Origin of the sequence: Blautia ammoniilytica (assembly GCF_025566965.1) — a bacterium.
In the GTDB taxonomy this organism is placed as follows: Bacteria; Bacillota; Clostridia; order Lachnospirales; family Lachnospiraceae; genus Blautia_A; species Blautia_A ammoniilytica.
In genome coordinates, this window is sequence record NZ_JAOQJL010000020.1 from 51,828 (window position 1) to 71,620 (window position 19,793).

Genomic DNA, 19,793 nt, shown 5'->3' on the forward strand with positions numbered 1-19,793 from the left:
ACAGATATATGGATTTATTTGAATATGCAAAATCAAAAACAATGGAAAGAGAGTCCCCGCTTGCGTCTAGGCTTCGCCCAAGGACTCTGGATGAGGTGGTGGGGCAGCAGCATATTGTGGGTAAGGACAAGCTGCTTTACCGGGCAATCAAGGCTGACAAGCTGACTTCAGTTATATTCTACGGACCGCCGGGAACAGGTAAAACCACGTTAGCAAAGGTGATTGCCAATACTACAAGTGCCAACTTTACACAGATCAATGCCACAGTGGCAGGGAAGAAAGATATGGAAGAGGTTGTCAAGCAGGCACAGGATACTCTTGGTATGTACGGTAAGAAAACGATCCTGTTCATTGACGAGATTCATCGTTTTAACAAAAGTCAGCAGGACTATCTGCTTCCTTTTGTGGAGGATGGAACAGTGATCCTAATCGGTGCCACTACAGAGAATCCCTATTTTGAGGTGAACGGTGCTCTTTTATCCAGATCTATTGTATTTGAACTGAAGGCCTTGGAAATACCGGAGATCAAGGAACTGATCCTGAGGGCTGTCCAGGATACAGAAAGAGGAATGGGCAGCTACCAGGCTATGATCGATGAGGATGCCCTGGATTTCCTGGCTGATATGGCAGGGGGAGATGCAAGAAGTGCATTGAACGCCATTGAATTGGGGATCCTTACTACACCAAGGGGAGAGGATGGGAAGATCCATATTACTCTTGAAGTGGCTTCTGAGTGCATCCAGAAGCGAGTGGTACGTTATGACAAGAACGGGGATAATCATTATGATATTATTTCTGCTTTCATTAAAAGTATGCGGGGATCAGATCCAGATGCTGCCGTTTATTATCTTGCAAAAATGCTGTATGCAGGAGAAGATGTGAAATTTATTGCAAGAAGGATTATGATCCTGGCTTCGGAGGATATTGGAAATGCAGATCCCCAGGCGATTCAGGTAGCTGTGGCAGCAGCCCAGGCTGTGGAGCGTGTAGGCATGCCGGAGTCACAGATCATTCTGGCCCAGGCAGCAGCTTACATGGCATGCGCCCCCAAAAGTAATTCAGCAGTGAATGCAATTTTTGCAGCTATGGATTCTGTAAAACATAAGCGCACAACAGTGCCTGCCCATTTGCAGGATGCCCATTATGGCGGTCATGAGAAGCTTGGCCATGGCATCGGCTATAAGTATGCACACGATTTTCCCAATCATTATGTGGAGCAGCAGTATCTGCCTTCTGAGATCCTTGGGGAAACTTTTTATGAATTAAGTGATATGGGATATGAGAAAAAACTGAAAGAACATATGGAGAAGATCCGGGAGCAGGCTTAAGAAGACCATATTCTGCCGGAGTATAGAGAAACAGATATAAAAGTGGAGGGGCTTATAACAGCTCCTCCATTAATTTATCATAGATTTTCTGATATTTTAAAGGCCAGGCCTTACATACCGCTTCCGCAGCTTCCAGTGTGGGAACGGAAATATTCAGGTCGATCAGGGATACGTTTTTCTCAAGAAGCTGACAGCGTACAGAGTAGTTTCCCTGGGATGTGATATAATAATCAGCAGGGGTAACAATGGAATTCTGTACTTCATAACCGGCTGTTTTTAGAAATTCGGATACATCTTTACGAATCTCAGGTGAAAGGTCAGATTCAAAAAAAGAAAGGGTGCTTGCACCATCAGAGGTGATCTGGTAATAAGAGGAATTGGACTTTACCCGCTTGTAGATCAGTCCTGCCTCCACAAGCTCGGAGATAGCCTGCTGAAGATGAAAATAATTGGTATAATCCCGGTCAAGGATAAATTCAGAAAGCTGAGAATTGGTAAGTTCCGTGTCTGAATGGGACAGCATGTACAAAATAATAAGCTTATATACTGTAAATGGTGTTTCCATACGATCAACCTCCTAAAATTGTATTTATACTTGGGTAAAGGCTTTGCCCTGATAGCTGCCCTGCTCTTTCATCTGGTGATGGAGAAGATTCAGCACTTCCCTTTTCCTGGAAGCCCACAAAGGAGCAATCAGCAGATCCTTGGGACCATCTCCTGTTACTCTGTGAATCACTATGGAAGGATCCAGATGTTCCAGACAGCGGATCACCAGATCAATGTATTCTTCACGGTCCAGTACGGAAAACTTCCCAGCCTGGTAATCAGCAGCCAAATCTGTACCGGAAAGTACATGGAGAAGCTGAAGCTTGATCCCCTGGATCTGACAAGCGTTCAGGTACTTCATGGTGTCAAGCACATCCCTGGAGGTCTCCCCCGGAAGTCCCAGAATGGTATGTACGATCACATCCAGGCCTGCCTGATGAAGGCTTTGCATGGCCTGGTCAAAACAGGAAAGAGGATAACCTCTGCGGATATATCTGGCAGTGTGCTCGTGGATGGTCTGAAGACCAAGTTCTACCCACACAGGCTTGATCTGATTCAGCCTGGAAAGCAGCCGAATCACAGGCTCTTCCAGACAGTCCGGTCTGGTGCCGATGGATATGGCACAGATATCCGGGTTTTGGATGGCTTCGGTGAATATTCTCTCCAAATATTCTACAGGAGCATAGGTATTGGTGTAAGCCTGAAAATAGGCAATGTATTTATGAATCGGGCGTTTGGCAGACAACATCTGGATCTGTTGCCGGATCTGCTCCGTAATGGAAAGGGAAGCACTGGCAGCAAAATCACCACTGCCTCCTGCACTGCAGAAAATACAGCCTCTTTCTCCAAGCTTACCGTCACGGTTGGGACAGGTCATGCCGCCGTTCAGTGTAACCTTGTATATCTTTTCTCCGAACATCTGCCGAAGCATATAGTCAAGGGAATGATAAGGCTTGCCGTTCCAACTGGTCATGAACCGGATACCTGGGAGTCATTTCCCTGTTCCTGTTGGCCTTCCTCTGCCAGTGTGTTTTCCTTTGGAATATAGTTATCAAAAATCTTCACAAAAAAGTGTGAATTGATATAAGCAATAGTGGCAAAACCAATAAGAACAAAAAGCATAAGCACCAGGGATTGAACCTTAAATGTAGGAATATACAGGATGGCAACCGGCAGTGCTGTGATTAGAAGCATCAAAAGAGTATATGGAAGATGACGGATCGCCATCAGGAATGCGTTGATAAAGGTATTCTTAGTGGTGTTGTAAAACTTGGCAAGTACTGGGTAAATATAAATAAATACCATTACGTAAAGCAGCAGGATCATCATGAAGATTACAGAAAGTGCCTTACCAGGAAGGCCGCTCATGCTTTTTGCAATGGTCAGGTCAAAATACAGAAGTGCGCCTGTTACCAGCATGATCAGGTTGATGATAATAGACTGTTTTAAATTCTGTTTGAATGACTTGAAGAAACTTTTGGCAATGTAGGCTTCTTCATTGCGTACCATCTTCAGGGTAACGTAGAACATAGCGGTAATGGATGCACCTGCTGTGACAATAGGGAGACAGCAGAGTATGCATAGCAGGTTCAGGATGATCAGGTCGCTGACTCTGCTCATAAAAGTAAAAAACCTATTATCCATATCAAAAAAACGTCCCATATAAACAAACCTCCTAAAATATCAATATGGTATAGTATGATTGACAGTGTCAAAACACAAAAATTATGATTACACGGATAGTTTCGTGTTTTGTACTCCGCATTGTAATCATAGTATAACGAATCTGTGGGTAAAAAGCAATTGGAAGATTGGATGTGTTTTAGGTCAAAAATGTCTTTGATGAATGGGAGAATTTTGGTATAATATGAAAAAAGGTTTGCCAGGTGTGGATGAGGGGAGTTTTGCGTATGGAAAACAGACACAGGATAGGCAGACAGGTGTGGCTGATGGTGGCTGCAGTACTGGTTGCTATTCTTTTCATTTTTTTTATCTCTTCTTATTATAATAAAATCATGGAAAATGCAGGAGCCATGTCAGAAGAACTGAATCAGATTTATAAATATCAGTATGAAATGATCGTTGACAGTCGAAATGAAACCTTCTGGCAGGACGTATACAATAATGCAAGAAAAGAAGCACTGGCTAACAGCGCAGTGCTGGAACTGAAAAGTGCTGAGAACGGCGGTGATTATACCAAAATGGACTATATGGATATGAGTATTGCCGCACAGGTAGACGGGATCATCCTGGAGTACAATGGAGAAAAGGGTATGCAGGAAAAGATCGATGAGGCAGTGGAAAAGGGAATCCCTGTGGTGATCATTGCCAATGATGCCACAAAGAGTACCAGACAGTCCTTTGTAGGGATCAATGATTATCAGCTGGGGCAGGTATATGGAGAACAGGTGGCAAAGCTGATAGATTCTTCCACTTCCAGGGTGATGCTTCTTTTGAACCGGGAACAGGAGCTTGGGCAGAATCAGATTTATGCTCAGATCTACAGTGCCATTGAGAAGAAGGCAGGCAATGACCAGCGGATCAAAATACAGACCCGCAATATTTTGTCTTATAGTAGGTTTGATACGGAAGAAGAAATTCGCAGTATTTTCCAGGCACCGGAAGGACCGCCCCAGATCCTGCTTTGTCTGGATGAGGTGACGACCAAATGTGCGTATCAGGCCATGATCGATTACAACATGGTAGGAGATGTGAAGATCATTGGATATTATACCTCCAGAAGTATTATGGAGGCTGTTAAGAAAGGACTGATCCCTGTGACCATTAGCATGAATGTGGAGCAGATCGGAAAATACAGTATTGAAGCTCTCACAGAATATTGGGAAGAAGGCAGAACAAATGCCTATTATAATGTGGATCTGGATGTGATTGCCAGTACAAAGGTCGAAACGATGTACTAGCTTAAGGACAGGGGAATATTAATGAATAAAACAAGAAAAAAACTAAGATGGAAGGATCTTTCCCTTGCAGTAAAGGTTTTGATACAGGTAATAATTGTGGCTGTGATTCTTTTTGGTACAAACACACTTCTATATTGGCAGATGAACCGTACCATGCAGACACTGGATGCTGTATATGCCAGTAATGTGGATATTACAGAGCTTGCCCAGTCCCTGGAAAAGGTCCAGATCGGCATGTACGATTATCTTACAGTGAAGTCTTCAGATACATTGGAGGATTATTACCGTTATGAGGAGAATTATAGGAAGCTTCTGGAGAAGCTGAATGAACAGGTAATGGAGAACCCGGTAAAGCTTCTGGAACGTAATATACGGAATATGTCAGAAACCTATCTGGCTTATACGGCAGAGACAGTACAGGCAAAGCGTGGGCGGAATGTGGAGAAGTATAAGGACTCTTATGGGGAAGCCCTGCAGGTATATCATTATCTGAATACTTACATCGGAGAACTGAATGGACAGCAGTTTCTGAATAACTCTTCAAGCTACCAGGCTCTCCAAAGCGCTATTTGGTATCTGGAGATCGTAAGTTCTGTGCTTCTTATTATGGTTATGGGGATCTGCATGCTGATGCTGTATCTGATGGTAAAAAGTGTATCTGCTCCCCTTACAAGACTGGCAGCTACGGTAAAGCTGGTAGGACAGGCCAATTTTAATGTAAAAATGCCTTCCACAGATGCAGGAGATGAGGTTGGCGTACTGACAAGAACTTTTAATTCTATGGTATCAAGTCTGGAAGAATATGTGAATCTTACCAAGGAAAATATGGTAAAAGAACAGAAAATGATGGAGCGGGAACTTCTTATGACGAATCACCTGAAGGAAGCTCAGTTAAAGTATCTGCAGTCACAGATCAATCCTCATTTTCTTTTCAACTCCCTGAATGCAGGGGCGCAGCTGGCTATGATGGAGGATGCAGAGAAAACCAGTATTTTTGTGGAGAAGATGGCAGATTTTTTTCGCTACAATGTAAAAAAAGGCAGTGAAGATGCTACACTTCGGGAGGAAGTGGAGGCTGTGGAGAACTATATCTACATTTTGAATGTACGCTTTTCTGGGGAAATTCATTATACAACAGATGTGGATGAATCTGTGCTTGACTGCAGGATCCCCAGCATGATCTTACAGCCGATCGTGGAAAATGCTGTGAATCATGGTATCCGGAATATTGACTGGGAGGGCCGGATCCATCTGTGTATCAGACGAAAAGAAGAGTATATACAGATCAGTGTAAAAGATAACGGAAAAGGTATTTCCAGGGAACGGATCCGGCAGATATTGGACGGAGAGATCACCAGCGAGGAGGAAGCAGGGGATTCCACAGGTGTAGGTATGAACAATGTGATCAGCAGGCTGGAATTGTATTATGGAGAAAAAGGACTGTTGTCCGTCCAAAGCCAGGGAGAAAATCTGGGAACTGAAGTGATCATACAGATTCCGGACAGTACCAGATGCTAAAGCACTTCATGGAAGCAGGGAAGGGAAAAGAAAATGTATAGGATATTAATCGCAGATGATGAAGGGATCATGGTGGAATCCCTTAAAACTATTATTACCAGCAGTTTTGGGGATGAATGTGAGATTGCCTGCGCAAAAACCGGAAGGGCAGTGGTAGAACAGGCAGAAAGCTTTCGGCCGGATATTGCGCTTGTGGATATTCAGATGCCGGGTCTGAACGGGATCCAGGCTATTAAAGAGGTTCGAAAGTTTAACCAGAACACTATTTTTATTATTATTTCGGCATATGACAAATTTCATTATGCACAGGAAGCCATTAATCTTGGGGTTCTGGAATATCTGATGAAGCCTGTGAATAAGAAGAAGATCCTGGAAGTCTGCACAAAGGCTATGCAGCTGGTGGATGAGACAAGGAAGAAGCGGAGTGATGACCTAAAGATCCGTGAAAAGCTGGAGATCGTAGTGCCTGTGATCGAGTCTGGTTATATATACAATCTTCTGCTTCTTGACGAATTCCATACATATCAGAGCAATTATCAGGTTCTGCTGAATATTACACAGGAATATGCTTTTATGGTGGTAGTGGAATTTGGCGACAGTGTGGAGAATGGCGTGCTTACCAATGCAGTAGGAGCCAGTGTAAAGGCCAATAAATTCTATACAGAGTTCCGGGAGATCGCCAAAAGCTTTCTGGATTGTCTGGTAGGGCCTGTGATGGGAAACCGCATCATCCTTCTTGTGCCATATCAGACGGGGAGCGTAGAGTATGAAGAACGTGTGGAGATCCTTACCCGGATGCGCAATATGATCCATCGTCTGGAAAACAGGATCGATTGTAAGTTCAGAGGTGGGATTGGCAGAGTTAAGTCCTGGGAAAATGTGAAAGATTCTTACACTGAGGCTTTACGTGCACTGCGTGAAGGAGACAGCCATGTGGTACATATTAATGATATTCCCATTGTAAAGGATTATGACGGAGAATACCCACTGGAATTGGAAAATCGTTTTCTTCAAAGAGCAATGGAACCGGATTATGCAGGGGCAATGGATACAGCCAACCGGTTTTTTGAGTGGATGCTGGAGCATTACCAGGAGTACAGGGAAGACATTGAGATCAAAGTGCTGGAGCTGGTAATGAGGATTGAGCATACAGCGTTTTTTAAGGGCGGAGTGAAGTATGGTTTTCGCTACAGGGAGAACTACCTGAAAGAGATTCATGGATGCAGGGACTATGAAGAATTACGGAACTGGTTTTTGGAGAAAACAGCCCACGTATGCCAGGGCATGGCAACTACAAAGGAAAAGGAATCCGAGTCTGTAGTTGCAAAAGCTAGGAACTATATTGATGAAAATTATAATAAGGATATTTCTCTTGATGAGGTTTCCAGAATGGTGGATATCAGTCCATATTATTTCAGTAAGTTATTTAAGCAGGAACAAGGCGAGGGCTTTGTGGAGTATCTGACCAGGATCAGGATGACAAATGCCAGACAGCTTCTAAAGAACCAGAAGTACAGTATTAAAGAAATCTGCAGCATGTGCGGGTACAGTGATCCCAATTATTTCAGCAGGATCTTTAAACGTTATGAAGGGGTAACCCCTAGTGAATTCAGAGAAAGATTAGGATAGTGTTAAACGATCTGGGAAAGATTCGGCAAAACAAAACACTCAGATGAAGATGAGGGTAGGAGAAGCAATATGAAGAAACGGAAAAAAGTAATATGCCTGTTTTTGTGTATATGTGTTCTTGGAGTTGGATGTGGAAGTAAAACTTCAGAAAGAACACAGGACAGTGGGCAGCAGGCAGAAGAAAATAATAACAAAGAAAATCAGGAAGTAAAGATAGGGTTTAGTTTTGATTCCTTTGTGATCGAACGTTGGATCCGTGACAGGGATGTATTTGTTTCCACAGCTAAAAAGCTGGGAGCTTCTGTGAACGTGCAGAATGCAAATGGCAGTGTGCAGGAACAGATTTCCCAGATCCAGTATCTGATCGATAAAAATGTGGATGTTCTTGCAGTGGTGGCTGCAGACTGTGCGGCTTTGTCTGATGTGATGCATGCAGCAAAGGAAAAAGGGATCAAAACTATCAGCTATGACCGTCTGATCCTGAATGGAGATACAGATCTGTATGTTTCTTTTAATAACAAAGCAGTAGGCACTTTAATGGGAAAGGAACTGAAACGTGATCTGCCGGATGGGGGACAGATCATTATGATCCAGGGAGCTGAAGAAGATAATAATGTGAAGCTGGTGTATCAGGGCTTTATGGAAGAATTGGAAGGCAGCAATCTGGAAGTGGTTTATGAAGCACATTGTAAAGGATGGAGAGCAGAGCTGGCTGTGGATTATCTGGATGAAGCATTGGAAAAATATCCGGATGTAAGCGGGATCATGTGTGGGAATGATGATATAGCAGCTCAGGTAGTACGTGTTCTGGCAGAACACAGACTTGCCGGAAAAGTACAGGTGGTAGGACAGGACGGAGATCTGGCTGCCTGCCAGAGGATCGTGGAAGGCACCCAGACAATGACAGCTTTTAAATCAGTTGAGCTTCTGGCAAAGGTTGCAGCCAGGTATGCAGTCAGTATGGCAAAGGGAGAAAAGCTGTCCAGGATTAACAGCAGTATAAATGATGGCTCTGGGGATATTCCATTTTGTATGCTTCAGCCTATTTCCGTTACCAGCCGGAATATGGATGAGATCATTATTGACGGTGGCTATCATTCCGTAGAAGATGTGTATCTGAATGTTCCCAGGGAGGACTGACTGAAATAAAAAGTCAATAGGATTTTTTTGTAGCAAAAATGTCTTGCTTATGGCAGGACATTTTTTGTTTTCCGTAAATAATCCGATATTTTGACAACTATGTCCTGTATTGCCCGTGCTAAGATAACATCATCAAAAATGAATGTACCGAGAAGGTATGAGATTAAAGGGAGGATTTACAAAATGAAAAGAAAATTATTTGCTGCAACTCTTTGTGCATCAATGGTAGCTGGTCTGGTAGTAGTTCCTACAGTTGCACACGCTGATGAAAGCAAGGGACTGATCGGTGTTGCAATGCCTACCCAGGATCTTCAGAGATGGAACCAGGACGGCGAGAACATGAAGAAAGAGTTGGAAGCAAAAGGCTATGAGGTAGATCTGCAGTATGCAGGAAATGAAGTTAGCACACAGGTTTCCCAGGTTGAGAATATGATCGCTAACGGAGATGAGCTCCTTGTGGTTGCTTCCATCGAAGGTGATTCTCTTGGAACCGTTCTTGCTCAGGCAAAAGAAAATAATATCCCGGTTATCTCCTATGACCGTCTGATCATGAACACAGATGCGATTTCCTACTATGCAACATTTGATAACTATCTTGTTGGTAAGACACAGGGCCAGTTCCTGGTAGATGCTCTGGATCTGGACAATACAGATGGACCTTACAACATTGAGTTCGTTACAGGTGATCCTGGTGACAACAATGTAAACTTCTTCTTCGGCGGTGCTATGGATGTTCTTCAGCCATACATTGATGAAGGAAAACTGGTTGTTCCGTCCGGACAGATGACAAAGGATGAGGTTGCTACAGCAAACTGGTCAACAGAAACTGCACAGTCCAGATTTGAGAATATCCTTTCTTCCTACTATGCAGATGGCACAAATCTTGACGCTGTTCTTGCATCCAATGACTCCACAGCACTTGGTGTAGAGAATGCTCTTGCAGCAAACTACACAGGCGAATATCCGATCATCACAGGTCAGGACTGTGACATTGCAAACATGCCGAATATCATTGATGGAAAACAGGCTATGTCCGTATTCAAAGATACACGTACACTGGCTTCCAAGGTTGTTGAAATGGTTGATGCTATCATGCAGGGTGGCGAGGCTCCTGTAAACGATACAGAGACATATGACAACGGCACAGGCGTTATTCCTTCATTCCTTTGCGAGCCTGTAGTATGCACAGCTGACAACTACAAAGAACTTCTTGTTGATTCCGGATATTACACAGAGGATCAGTTGAAATAATCAGTTTCATATGAACTGACATAATAAGTAATAATTTTGAGGCTGCCGCATAAAAGGTCTTCTGGCTGTTTGTGCGACAGCCCCAGTTTTAAAAATATTGGTTTCTGGATTAAATTGGGAAAGTCTGGAGGGAAAAATTTTGGCAAAGATACTGTTGGAAATGAAGAATATCACCAAAACATTCCCCGGTGTGAAAGCGCTAGATAACGTAAATCTACAGGTAGAGCAGGGCGAGATCCATGCGCTGGTAGGAGAAAACGGTGCCGGGAAATCGACTTTGATGAATGTTCTTTCGGGAATTTATCCTCATGGTTCTTATGAAGGCGATATCATTTATGACGGAGAAATCTGTAATTTCCATGATATTAAAGACAGTGAGGCAAAAGGAATTGTAATTATCCATCAGGAACTGGCTCTGATACCATATATGACCATCGGAGAAAATATGTTCCTTGGAAATGAGCGTGGAAAAAAAGCTGCCATCAACTGGGATGAGACATATCGGCTGGCAGAGAAATATACAAAACAGGTAGGTCTTACAGATTCTGTAAGGACTTATATCAAAGACATTGGAGTAGGCAAGCAGCAGCTGGTAGAGATTGCAAAGGCTCTGGCTAAGAATGCTAAGCTTCTGATTCTGGATGAGCCTACTTCATCTTTGAACGAGGCGGATTCCCAGGCACTTCTGGATCTGCTTCTTAAATTAAAAAAAGAAGGGCTGACATCCATCATTATTTCACATAAGCTGAATGAGGTTTCCTATGTGGCAGATAAGATCACTGTGATCCGTGACGGCTCTACCATTGAAACACTGACAAAGGGCGTGGATGATTTCTCAGAGGAGAGGATCATTAAAGGTATGGTAGGCCGTGAGATCGCTGACCGTTTCCCAAAACGGCCAGGGGTAAAGATCGGTGATGTGCGTATGGAAGTTAAGAACTGGAATGTGTACCATCCACTGTATAATGAGCGAAAAGTTGTGGACAATGTATCCCTGAATGTGCGTAAAGGTGAGGTTGTAGGTATTTCTGGATTGATGGGAGCAGGACGAACAGAGCTTGCCATGAGTATTTTCGGAAAAAGTTATGGGACCAATATCAGTGGACAGCTTTTTATTAACGGAAAAGAAGTTCATCTGAAAAGTGCTAGGGATGCCATCGAGCACAAGCTGGCCTATGTGACAGAGGACAGAAAAGGCGATGGTCTGATCCTCAGTAATTCCATCAAGAATAATACCAGTCTGGCAAATCTGGCAGGTATCAGTAATCATGGGGTCATTGACCAGGACAAAGAGTATGCTGTAGCAGTGGAATATAAGGATAAGCTGAAAACCAAATGTCCTACAGTTGAACAAAATGTGGGTAACCTAAGCGGTGGAAACCAGCAGAAGGTGCTTCTTGCAAAATGGATGTTTGCAGATCCGGACATCCTGATCCTGGATGAGCCTACCCGAGGGATTGATGTTGGTGCAAAGTATGAGATTTACTGCATCATTAATAGTCTTGTGGCAGAAGGCAAATCTGTGATCATGATTTCCTCTGAGCTTCCTGAAGTTCTTGGAATGTCAGACAGGATCTATGTAATGAATGAAGGCAGAATTGCAGGAGAATTATCTTCAGAAGAAGCTTCCCAGGAAGTGATCATGACCTGCATTATGCAGTCAAGCAAAGGAGAGTAAAAATGGATAAGACAAAGTTTAAAGAAGGTTTTCAGAAATATACAATGATCATTGTCCTGGTGCTTGTAACTATATTTTTCGCATGGGGAACACAGGGCAAGATTCTTCTTCCTCAGAATATTAACAATCTGATCTCACAAAATGCATACGTATTTGTACTGGCTACAGGTATGCTGCTGTGTATCCTGACAGGAGGAAACATCGACCTTTCTGTTGGATCCGTAGTATGTTTTGTAGGTGCCCTGTGCGGCATTTTTATGGAAAATATGAACCTTCCAGATGGAGTAGCCATTATTCTGGCACTTCTTATCGGTACACTCATCGGAGCATGGCAGGCATTCTGGATCGCTTATGTAAGAATCCCTCCTTTTATTGTTACACTGGCAGGAATGCTGATGTTCCGTGGGTTGTCCAACGTGGTTCTTCAGGGAAAAACATTGCCTATCAAATCTGAGATTTTCGTAAAACTGTTTGGCGGCGGTGCAAACTGTTATATTCCGGATTTTCTCGGCGGAGAGGACGGATTTAATAAAGTCGCTCTTGCTGTAGGAATTATTGCATGTGCGATCTATGTGATCCTTACCATCAGAACTTACATGAATCGTAAGAAAAACGGTTATGACGCAGGAAGTGCTGTGGCTGTATACGGAAAAATGATCTTGATCGTAGCAGTGATCATGGCTGTATGTATAAAACTGGCGCAGTACAAAGGTGTTCCTACTTCTCTTGTATGGGTTATTCTGGTGGTAATTGTTTATGGCTATATTACCAGCAAAACAACCGTTGGACGTCATTTCTATGCAGTTGGCGGTAATGAGAAAGCAACCAAGCTTTCCGGTATTAATACAAACAGAGTTTACTTCATTGCTTATGCCAATATGGGCTTCCTTGCAGGTCTTGCAGGTCTTCTTACAGTTGCACGTATGACATCTGCTCAGCCTACATATGGACAGAACTATGAAATGGATGCAATTGGCTCCTGCTTTATCGGTGGTGCATCTGCTTACGGTGGAACAGGTACTGTACCTGGAGTTATTGTAGGTGCTGTGCTGATGGGTATTATCAACCAGGGCATGAGTATCATGGGTACTGACCAGAATATGCAGAAGGTTGTAAAAGGTGCGGTGCTTCTGGCTGCAGTTATCTTTGATGTAGTAAGTAAGAGAAAGTCCTTTATTGCGAAATAAGGGCAGAGAAACAGGTCTCTCAAGCATTAGTTGTTAAAATAATATTCTCTCGAGACGCAGAACAGGATATTGTCTTTGGACAGTATCCTTGTTTTGCTTTCCTGAAAAAATGTGTTATACTATGAAGACTGACAGGAAATCAGGAGGAGTGAGAAGATTATGGAATACAATTTCGAAGCTGATCTGCACACACATACCATTGCCAGCGGACATGCTTACAATACGATTCGTGAAATGGCACGGGCAGCAGCAGATAAAGGACTGAAAGCACTGGGGATCACGGAGCATGCTCCTAAGCTGCCGGGAACCTGCCACAGGTTCTATTTTGATAATCTGAAGATTGTTTCAAGAGAAATGTATGGGATCCGGCTTTTTCTTGGAAGTGAGGTAAATATTATGGATAGCCGGGGAACCCTGGACATGTCAGATAAGCTGCTTAATTCTATGGATATTGTGATCGCAAGCCTTCATATTGCCTGTACAGAGCCTGGGACAGTGGAGGAGAATACACAGGCTTACCTGAATGTGATTAAAAATCCATATGTAGATATTATCGGTCATCCGGATGATGGACGTTTTCCTGTGGATTACCAGGCAGTGGTGCAGGCGGCCAAGGACTATGGCAAGGTTCTGGAGTTAAATAATCATTCCCTGGATCCGGCCGGCTGCAGAGAGAATGCATGGGAGAATGACCGTAAAATGTTAAAGCTATGCAAGGAGTATCAGGTACCTATTGTGGTAGACAGTGATGCTCATTTTGATGAACTGATCGGCAGATTTGAGTATGCAGTACGACTTTTGAATGAAATGGATTTTCCAAAGGAATTGGTGCTGAATCGTTCTTATGAGCTGCTTTGTCAGTATTTGGAAAGGTAAGTCTGACAGGAATATCTGAGAAATTACTGAAAAATCCCTTGCTTATCACAGTTTAGCGTGTTAAAATAATAAAAGATAATGCCATTCAGTAATGTATTGGAAAAGGGAATGAATGGAAATAAAACATATGCAGCTGCAGTTGCTGTAAAGGAGTAAGACTATGGGAAAAAATATCAGAACAGAGGCAGTTGACCATCTTTTTGAGGCAATCCTGTGTTTGAAAGATAAGGAAGAATGCTACACATTTTTTGAGGATGTGTGTACCATCAATGAGCTTTTATCCTTATCACAGAGATTTGAAGTTGCGAAGATGCTGATGGATAAGCGCACATACCTGGACATTTCAGAGAAGACAGGAGCTTCCACTGCTACGATCAGCCGTGTGAATCGTTCATTGAATTATGGTAATGACGGTTATGAAATGGTATTTGCCAGAATGAAAGCAAAAGAAGAGCAAGAATAAAAACTGAAATATATCAGATGGCAACATATATGATCAAGAAAAGTTCCGCGCAAAAACAGACGGCTGTCAGATTCAGCCGTCTGTTTTTTTGGAAGATTTTTTACGCTCTTTTTTGGTATCACCAGGAGCCATCTGGTCGATCAGCTTTTCGATGATCATTTTTTTGATGTATACGTCAAAGCTTAATTCACATATAAAGGAAAACTTTCGGAGAAATTCCTGATCCTGGGGATCTGCATCCTGAAAAGTCTTGGATGAAACAGAAAAATCTCGAAGAAGATTCTTCTCCATCTGCTCAATATGGTTTTTCTCCATCCCGAAAACTTCATTATAAATATAAGCCATATCTTTGCCGTCAGAACCTTTAAAATACTTTTCTGTGATAGGCTGAAAAAGGGTCTGGATGTCATTGATGGACAGAATATTTTTGAAGTAATATATAAAAATAAGCACAAGAAGATGATCCCTGGAATATTTCTTCTTTTCAGGTGAGGGTAGAAGAGAGTTCTTGGCATAATTGTTGATCATGGTCTTGGTGAGAACTTTGTCCTCAGGATAGCGCTTGGTAGAAGCCAGTTGCCCCTCCATAAAGGTAGTTACCTGATCCATATAAAGATCAATGTTGGGAAGATCTTCTGGTTTAATATAACTTAAACTGGATATATTCTGCAGAATACTATTTAAAATGTCTTTGTTATCAATTGTCATGTTTTATCACCTCATAATCCTTATTATATAGTTTTCAATACTACTTGTAAATAATTTTTTGGATTTTTCAATATAATTTCTTCGTCCTGATTCAGGTGTACTTGTGGCAAATAGGAATATCATGTATAATTCAAAGAGTAGTTTTTTGATGCTAAGGTAACTTAAGTACTGAGTAATTTATAGTATTTTCTGAGATTTTGATTTCAGTTTGAAAGGAAAAGCAAGAATGAGTATATATGACAGTTTAAATCCTATGCAAAGGCAGGCCGTTTTTCATACAGAAGGCCCATTGCTGATCCTTGCAGGTGCAGGATCAGGAAAAACCCGGGTGCTGACACATAGGATCGCATATCTGATCCAGGAAAAAGAAGTGAATCCATGGAATATCCTGGCAATCACTTTTACCAATAAAGCAGCGCAGGAGATGAGGGAAAGGGTAGACCGGATCGCAGGTTTTGGCTCAGATGCAATATGGGTATCTACCTTTCATTCCACCTGTGCAAGGATTTTAAGAAGGCATATTGACAATCTGGGATATGACACTAATTTTACTATTTATGATACAGATGACCAGAAGTCAGTGATCAAAGATGTATGTCGCAGGCTGAATGTGGATACAAAGATATTTAAAGAAAGGGCACTGTTGTCCCAGATCTCCCATGCAAAGGACAATCTGATTACTCCGGATCAGATGGAAATGGATGCGGCCGGTGATTTTAATCAGAAAAAAACAGCTATGGTATACAGGGAGTATCAGGCAGCCCTTCGTAAAAACAATGCGCTGGATTTTGATGATCTGATCGTAAAAACAGTAGAGTTGTTTCAGAATTGTGATCGTGTACTGGAATATTATCAGGAACGGTTTAAGTATATTATGGTGGATGAGTACCAGGATACCAATTATGCCCAGTTTAAATTTGTAAGTCTTTTGGCTTCCAGGTATGAGAATCTGTGCGTGGTTGGAGATGATGACCAGTCTATTTACAAATTCCGGGGAGCGAATATTGAGAATATTTTGGGATATGAGCGGGTTTTTCCAAATGCTGCTGTGATACGTCTGGAGCAGAATTATCGTTCCACCCAGAATATCCTGAATGCTGCCAACCATGTGATCGCAAATAATGCAGAGCGTAAAGAAAAAACCTTATGGACAGAGAACGAAGAAGGGCCAAAGATCCATTTCAGGCAGTTTATGAACGGATTTGAGGAGGCAGAGTACATAGCAGGAGAAATCAGCAAGGCCCACAGGGAAGGGCTTTGCCAGTATAGGGATTGTGCCATCCTGTACAGGACCAATGCCCAGTCACGTTTATTTGAGGAGAAATTTATCAATGCCAATATACCTTATAAGATCGTAGGCGGAGTGAATTTTTATGCCAGAAAAGAGATCAAGGATCTGCTTTGTTATCTGAAAACTGTGGATAATGCAAGAGATGATCTGGCTGTACAGAGGATCATCAATGTGCCAAAGCGTGGGATCGGCGCTACCACGCTAGGCCGTGTCCAGGATTATGCAGATAAAATGGGCATCAGTCTTTATGAAGCACTTCGAGTAGCTGAAGAAGTGCCGTCTATAGGCAGAAGCTTATCCAAGATAGATGGCTTTGTTACTTTTATCCAGATGCTGAAAAGCAAGGCTCAGGCTTACACAGTGGAGGATCTGTTAAAGGAGATCATTGAACTTACCGGGTATGTGAAGGAACTGGAAGCTGAGGATACAGAAGAAGCAAGGGCAAGGATTGAAAATATTGACGAATTGATCAGTAAAACAGTTACGTATCAGCAAACTATGGAAGAGCAGGATCAGCCAGCTACTCTTGCGGGATTCCTGGAGGAAGTGGCACTGGTGGCAGATATTGACACAGTGGATCCGGAGCAGGATTATGTACTTCTGATGACCCTGCATAGTGCAAAGGGACTGGAATTCCCCAGGGTTTTCATGGCTGGTATGGAAACCGGGATTTTCCCAAGCTATATGTCCATTAATTACGGAGATGGTTCAGAACTGGAAGAAGAGAGAAGGCTGTGCTATGTGGGTATCACCCGTGCCATGAAGGAGCTGACCATGACCTGTGCAAGACAACGGATGGTGAGAGGTGAAACGCAGTATAACAAGGTGTCACAGTTTGTTCAGGAGATTCCAAGAGATCTGGTAGATCTGGGACACACCATACAGGAAAAGAAACCAAAGATGGAACAGGTATTCTCTTCTGACAGCAAATATTCCCAGATGAAGCAGATTTTTCAGACAAAAGCCTACAAGCCAAAAGAATTTAAAGTGACAAAAGCGGATGCCCTGGATTACCAGGTAGGTGATACTGTGCGACATATGAAATTCGGCGTTGGCATAGTGAAAGCCATTGCAGAAGGCGGCAGGGATTATGAAGTTACTGTAGATTTTGATAAAGTAGGCGTTAAAAAAATGTTTGCCAGCTTTGCAAAGCTGAAAAAAATATAACTGCAAGGGATACTGTCTGCTGAATGTATACAAAAGAATGTTGATTTGTGGTTGCTGTGAGCAGTTTGAATGATTTGCATGATCTTTTTTATCTTGGATATGGTAAAAAGACAGAATTGGTGGTATAATACCGAATATGAATGATGTTGGGACATATGGTGTTTTTCTCAGTATCAGCAATTATGGGTGTTATCAGAAAAAGAGAGGATGGTATTGATCATGAATATTAAAATGGATAAGATCGAAGAATTATTGTCAACCTTAAAGAAAAAAGAAGATGAGAAGCAGAAGAATACAGTCCTCTGGGTACTGGCGATCATTGGAGCTGTAGCAGCTATCGCAGGTATTGCTTTTGCAGTATATCGTTTCTTTGCACCGGATTATCTGGAAGATTTTGAAGAAGATTTCGATGATGATTTTGATGATTATTTTGAGGATGAAGAAGAGTAAATAAGACAAACTGAAAAAGCTGTTGCATTAAAACATTTTCTACTGCTTAATGCAACAGTTTTTTTATGTACCAGGAAATTACTTTGTAATGTTCCTATTACATAAAAACTCCGTCTGCAACAGGAGATTCTTTTGTAATGTACCTGTGCGATCGTAAAGACATTGTGAGAGGTAGATTATTATGAAAAAAGGTGAAATATATCAGGGAGTTATTGAAAAAATTGATTTTCCAAATAAAGGGATCGTGAATGTCGATGGTGAAAAGGTAATTGTAAAAAACGGGATCCCAGGGCAGAAAGTACGCTTTATGATCAATAAGAAGCGTTCTGGAAGAGCTGAAGGACGATTGCTTGAGGTATTGGAAAAGTCTCCATTGGAAACAAGAGATCCGGTATGTCCTGTTTTTCCCCAGTGTGGCGGCTGCATGTACCAGACTATGTCCTATGAGGAACAGCTGAAAATGAAAGAAACCCAGGTGAAAGAGCTTCTCACCCAGGCAGTAGGAGAAGATATCCACTGGGAAGGGATACATGGAAGCCCAAGAGAATTTGAATACAGAAATAAAATGGAATTTTCATTTGGGGATGAATATAAGGACGGACCTCTTTCCCTTGGCCTTCATAAAAAAGGCAGTACCTACGATATACTGACAGCAGATCACTGCAGGCTGGTACATCCGGATATGGACAAGATCCTCCGGTGCGTGCTGGATTTCTTCACAGAACTGGGAGCTGTGCATTATCGCAAAATGCAGCATACCGGTTATCTGCGCCATCTACTACTTCGCAGAGGCGTAACAACAGGAGAGATTCTGGTGCATGTGATCACAACCAGCCAGGCAGAATATGATTATGCTCCGCTAGTGACAAGACTTCTGGCACTTCCACTGGAAGGCAGGATCGTAGGAATCATGCATATTATCAATGATTCTCTTTCAGATGTGGTTCAAAGTGATGAAACCAGGCTTTTGTACGGACAGGATTACTTCTACGAAACTCTTTTGGGACTTCGGTTTAAAATCAGCCCGTTTTCCTTTTTTCAGCCCAATTCTCTGGCAGCGGAAGTGCTGTATTCCATTGTGCGGGAATATATTGGGGAAACTAAAGAAAAAGTAGTCTTCGATCTTTACAGTGGAACCGGAACTATTGCCCAGCTGCTTGCACCGGTAGCAAAAGAGGTGATTGGTGTGGAGATCGTGGAAGAGGCTGTGGAAGCTGCTAGAGAAAATGCAGCCTTTAATGGTCTGGAAAACTGTCATTTTATTGCCGGGGATGTGCTGAAGGTTCTGGATGATCTGACTGAAAAGCCGGATGTGATCGTGCTGGATCCTCCTCGTGATGGGATCCATCCCAAGGCATTGCCCAAGATTCTGGACTATCAGGTCGACAAGATCATTTACATTTCCTGCAAGCCCACCAGCCTGGCAAGAGACCTGCCTGCATTCATTGATGCTGGATACCAGATTCAAAAGACCTGCAGCGTGGATCAGTTTTGTTCCACTGTTCATGTGGAAACAGTCTGCCTTTTGTCAAGAAAAGCCCAATAAATCAAGGGCACTGAAAAACTTCCATTTTTTCTTAAGTGGAAGTTTTTCTTTTATATTTTTTCAATTTTTTTTTAGAAAAAGCACAAAAAAGCTA

Annotated in this window: 17 protein-coding genes; 13 read left to right on the plus strand and 4 right to left on the minus strand. The window is 42.5% G+C overall.

The features are described 5' to 3' along the window. Positions 1-8: 8 nt before the first annotated feature. Complete coding sequence (locus tag OCV61_RS11040) at positions 9-1,328, plus strand: replication-associated recombination protein A (RefSeq protein ID WP_158421863.1); 1,320 nt, start codon at positions 9-11, stop codon at positions 1,326-1,328. 52 nt (positions 1,329-1,380) lie between these two features. Here the strand turns inward: OCV61_RS11040 and OCV61_RS11045 are convergent, their stop codons facing one another. The 3 genes from OCV61_RS11045 to OCV61_RS11055 are packed head-to-tail and all read right to left on the minus strand — an operon-like array spanning position 1,381 to position 3,536. Then, complete coding sequence (locus OCV61_RS11045; RefSeq protein ID WP_158421864.1) at positions 1,381-1,893, minus strand: DUF4364 family protein; 513 nt, start codon at positions 1,891-1,893, stop codon at positions 1,381-1,383. A 24-nt stretch (positions 1,894-1,917) separates the two neighbouring features. Further along, a complete protein-coding gene (gene mnmL / locus OCV61_RS11050) occupies positions 1,918-2,847 on the minus strand; it encodes a tRNA modification radical SAM protein MnmL/YtqA (RefSeq protein WP_158421865.1) in 930 nt (309 codons plus the stop codon). Continuing rightward, positions 2,844-3,536: a YesL family protein gene (locus OCV61_RS11055; RefSeq protein ID WP_158421866.1), complete on the minus strand. Its 693-nt coding sequence runs from the start codon at positions 3,534-3,536 to the stop codon at positions 2,844-2,846. The genes mnmL and OCV61_RS11055 overlap by 4 nt, the downstream gene beginning before the upstream one ends. Positions 3,537-3,784: 248 nt before the next feature. Between OCV61_RS11055 and OCV61_RS11060 the strand changes: the two genes are divergently transcribed. From OCV61_RS11060 to OCV61_RS11100, 9 genes are all read left to right on the plus strand, one after another. Next, positions 3,785-4,795, plus strand: a complete 1,011-nt coding sequence (locus OCV61_RS11060; protein WP_262582820.1) for a substrate-binding domain-containing protein — start codon at positions 3,785-3,787, stop codon at positions 4,793-4,795. A 21-nt stretch (positions 4,796-4,816) separates the two neighbouring features. Beyond that, a complete protein-coding gene (locus OCV61_RS11065) occupies positions 4,817-6,313 on the plus strand; it encodes a sensor histidine kinase (protein WP_158421867.1) in 1,497 nt (498 codons plus the stop codon). A gap of 33 nt (positions 6,314-6,346) precedes the next feature. After that, entirely contained in the window at positions 6,347-7,942 is a 1,596-nt protein-coding gene (locus OCV61_RS11070; protein ID WP_158421868.1) for a helix-turn-helix domain-containing protein, read from the plus strand. A 69-nt stretch (positions 7,943-8,011) separates the two neighbouring features. Beyond that, a complete protein-coding gene (locus OCV61_RS11075) occupies positions 8,012-9,082 on the plus strand; it encodes a sugar ABC transporter substrate-binding protein (RefSeq protein WP_158421869.1) in 1,071 nt (356 codons plus the stop codon). A gap of 222 nt (positions 9,083-9,304) precedes the next feature. After that, on the plus strand, positions 9,305-10,333 hold the full coding sequence (gene chvE, locus OCV61_RS11080) for a multiple monosaccharide ABC transporter substrate-binding protein (RefSeq protein ID WP_244092953.1): 1,029 nt from the start codon (positions 9,305-9,307) through the stop codon (positions 10,331-10,333). A gap of 139 nt (positions 10,334-10,472) precedes the next feature. Next, positions 10,473-12,011 (plus strand): multiple monosaccharide ABC transporter ATP-binding protein, encoded by a 1,539-nt coding sequence (gene mmsA / locus OCV61_RS11085; protein ID WP_158421871.1) that lies wholly within the window; start codon positions 10,473-10,475, stop codon positions 12,009-12,011. A gap of 2 nt (positions 12,012-12,013) precedes the next feature. Further along, a complete protein-coding gene (gene mmsB / locus OCV61_RS11090) occupies positions 12,014-13,198 on the plus strand; it encodes a multiple monosaccharide ABC transporter permease (protein WP_158421872.1) in 1,185 nt (394 codons plus the stop codon). Positions 13,199-13,357: 159 nt separating this feature from the next. After that, the gene (locus OCV61_RS11095) at positions 13,358-14,074 is read left to right on the plus strand and encodes a phosphatase (protein ID WP_158421873.1); all 717 of its coding nucleotides are present in this window, start codon (positions 13,358-13,360) and stop codon (positions 14,072-14,074) included. A gap of 160 nt (positions 14,075-14,234) precedes the next feature. Then, positions 14,235-14,537, plus strand: a complete 303-nt coding sequence (locus OCV61_RS11100) for a YerC/YecD family TrpR-related protein (protein ID WP_158421874.1) — start codon at positions 14,235-14,237, stop codon at positions 14,535-14,537. Between the two features lie 72 nt (positions 14,538-14,609). Here OCV61_RS11100 and OCV61_RS11105 read toward each other — a convergent pair whose 3' ends face one another. Next, positions 14,610-15,245, minus strand: coding sequence for a DUF1836 domain-containing protein (locus OCV61_RS11105; protein ID WP_158421875.1), 636 nt, complete (start codon positions 15,243-15,245; stop codon positions 14,610-14,612). A gap of 226 nt (positions 15,246-15,471) precedes the next feature. Here OCV61_RS11105 and pcrA point away from each other — a divergent pair, with 226 nt between their 5' ends. The 3 genes from pcrA (at position 15,472) to rlmD (ending at position 19,699) form a co-directional block, all read left to right on the plus strand. Beyond that, the gene (pcrA, locus tag OCV61_RS11110; protein WP_158421876.1) at positions 15,472-17,703 is read left to right on the plus strand and encodes a DNA helicase PcrA; all 2,232 of its coding nucleotides are present in this window, start codon (positions 15,472-15,474) and stop codon (positions 17,701-17,703) included. Positions 17,704-17,934: 231 nt separating this feature from the next. Next, positions 17,935-18,153 (plus strand): hypothetical protein, encoded by a 219-nt coding sequence (locus tag OCV61_RS11115; RefSeq protein WP_158421884.1) that lies wholly within the window; start codon positions 17,935-17,937, stop codon positions 18,151-18,153. Positions 18,154-18,334: 181 nt separating this feature from the next. Further along, positions 18,335-19,699 carry a 23S rRNA (uracil(1939)-C(5))-methyltransferase RlmD gene (gene rlmD / locus OCV61_RS11120; protein WP_158421877.1) on the plus strand — a complete coding sequence of 455 codons (1,365 nt, stop codon included), beginning with the start codon at positions 18,335-18,337 and terminating at the stop codon, positions 19,697-19,699. Positions 19,700-19,793 lie beyond the last annotated feature (94 nt).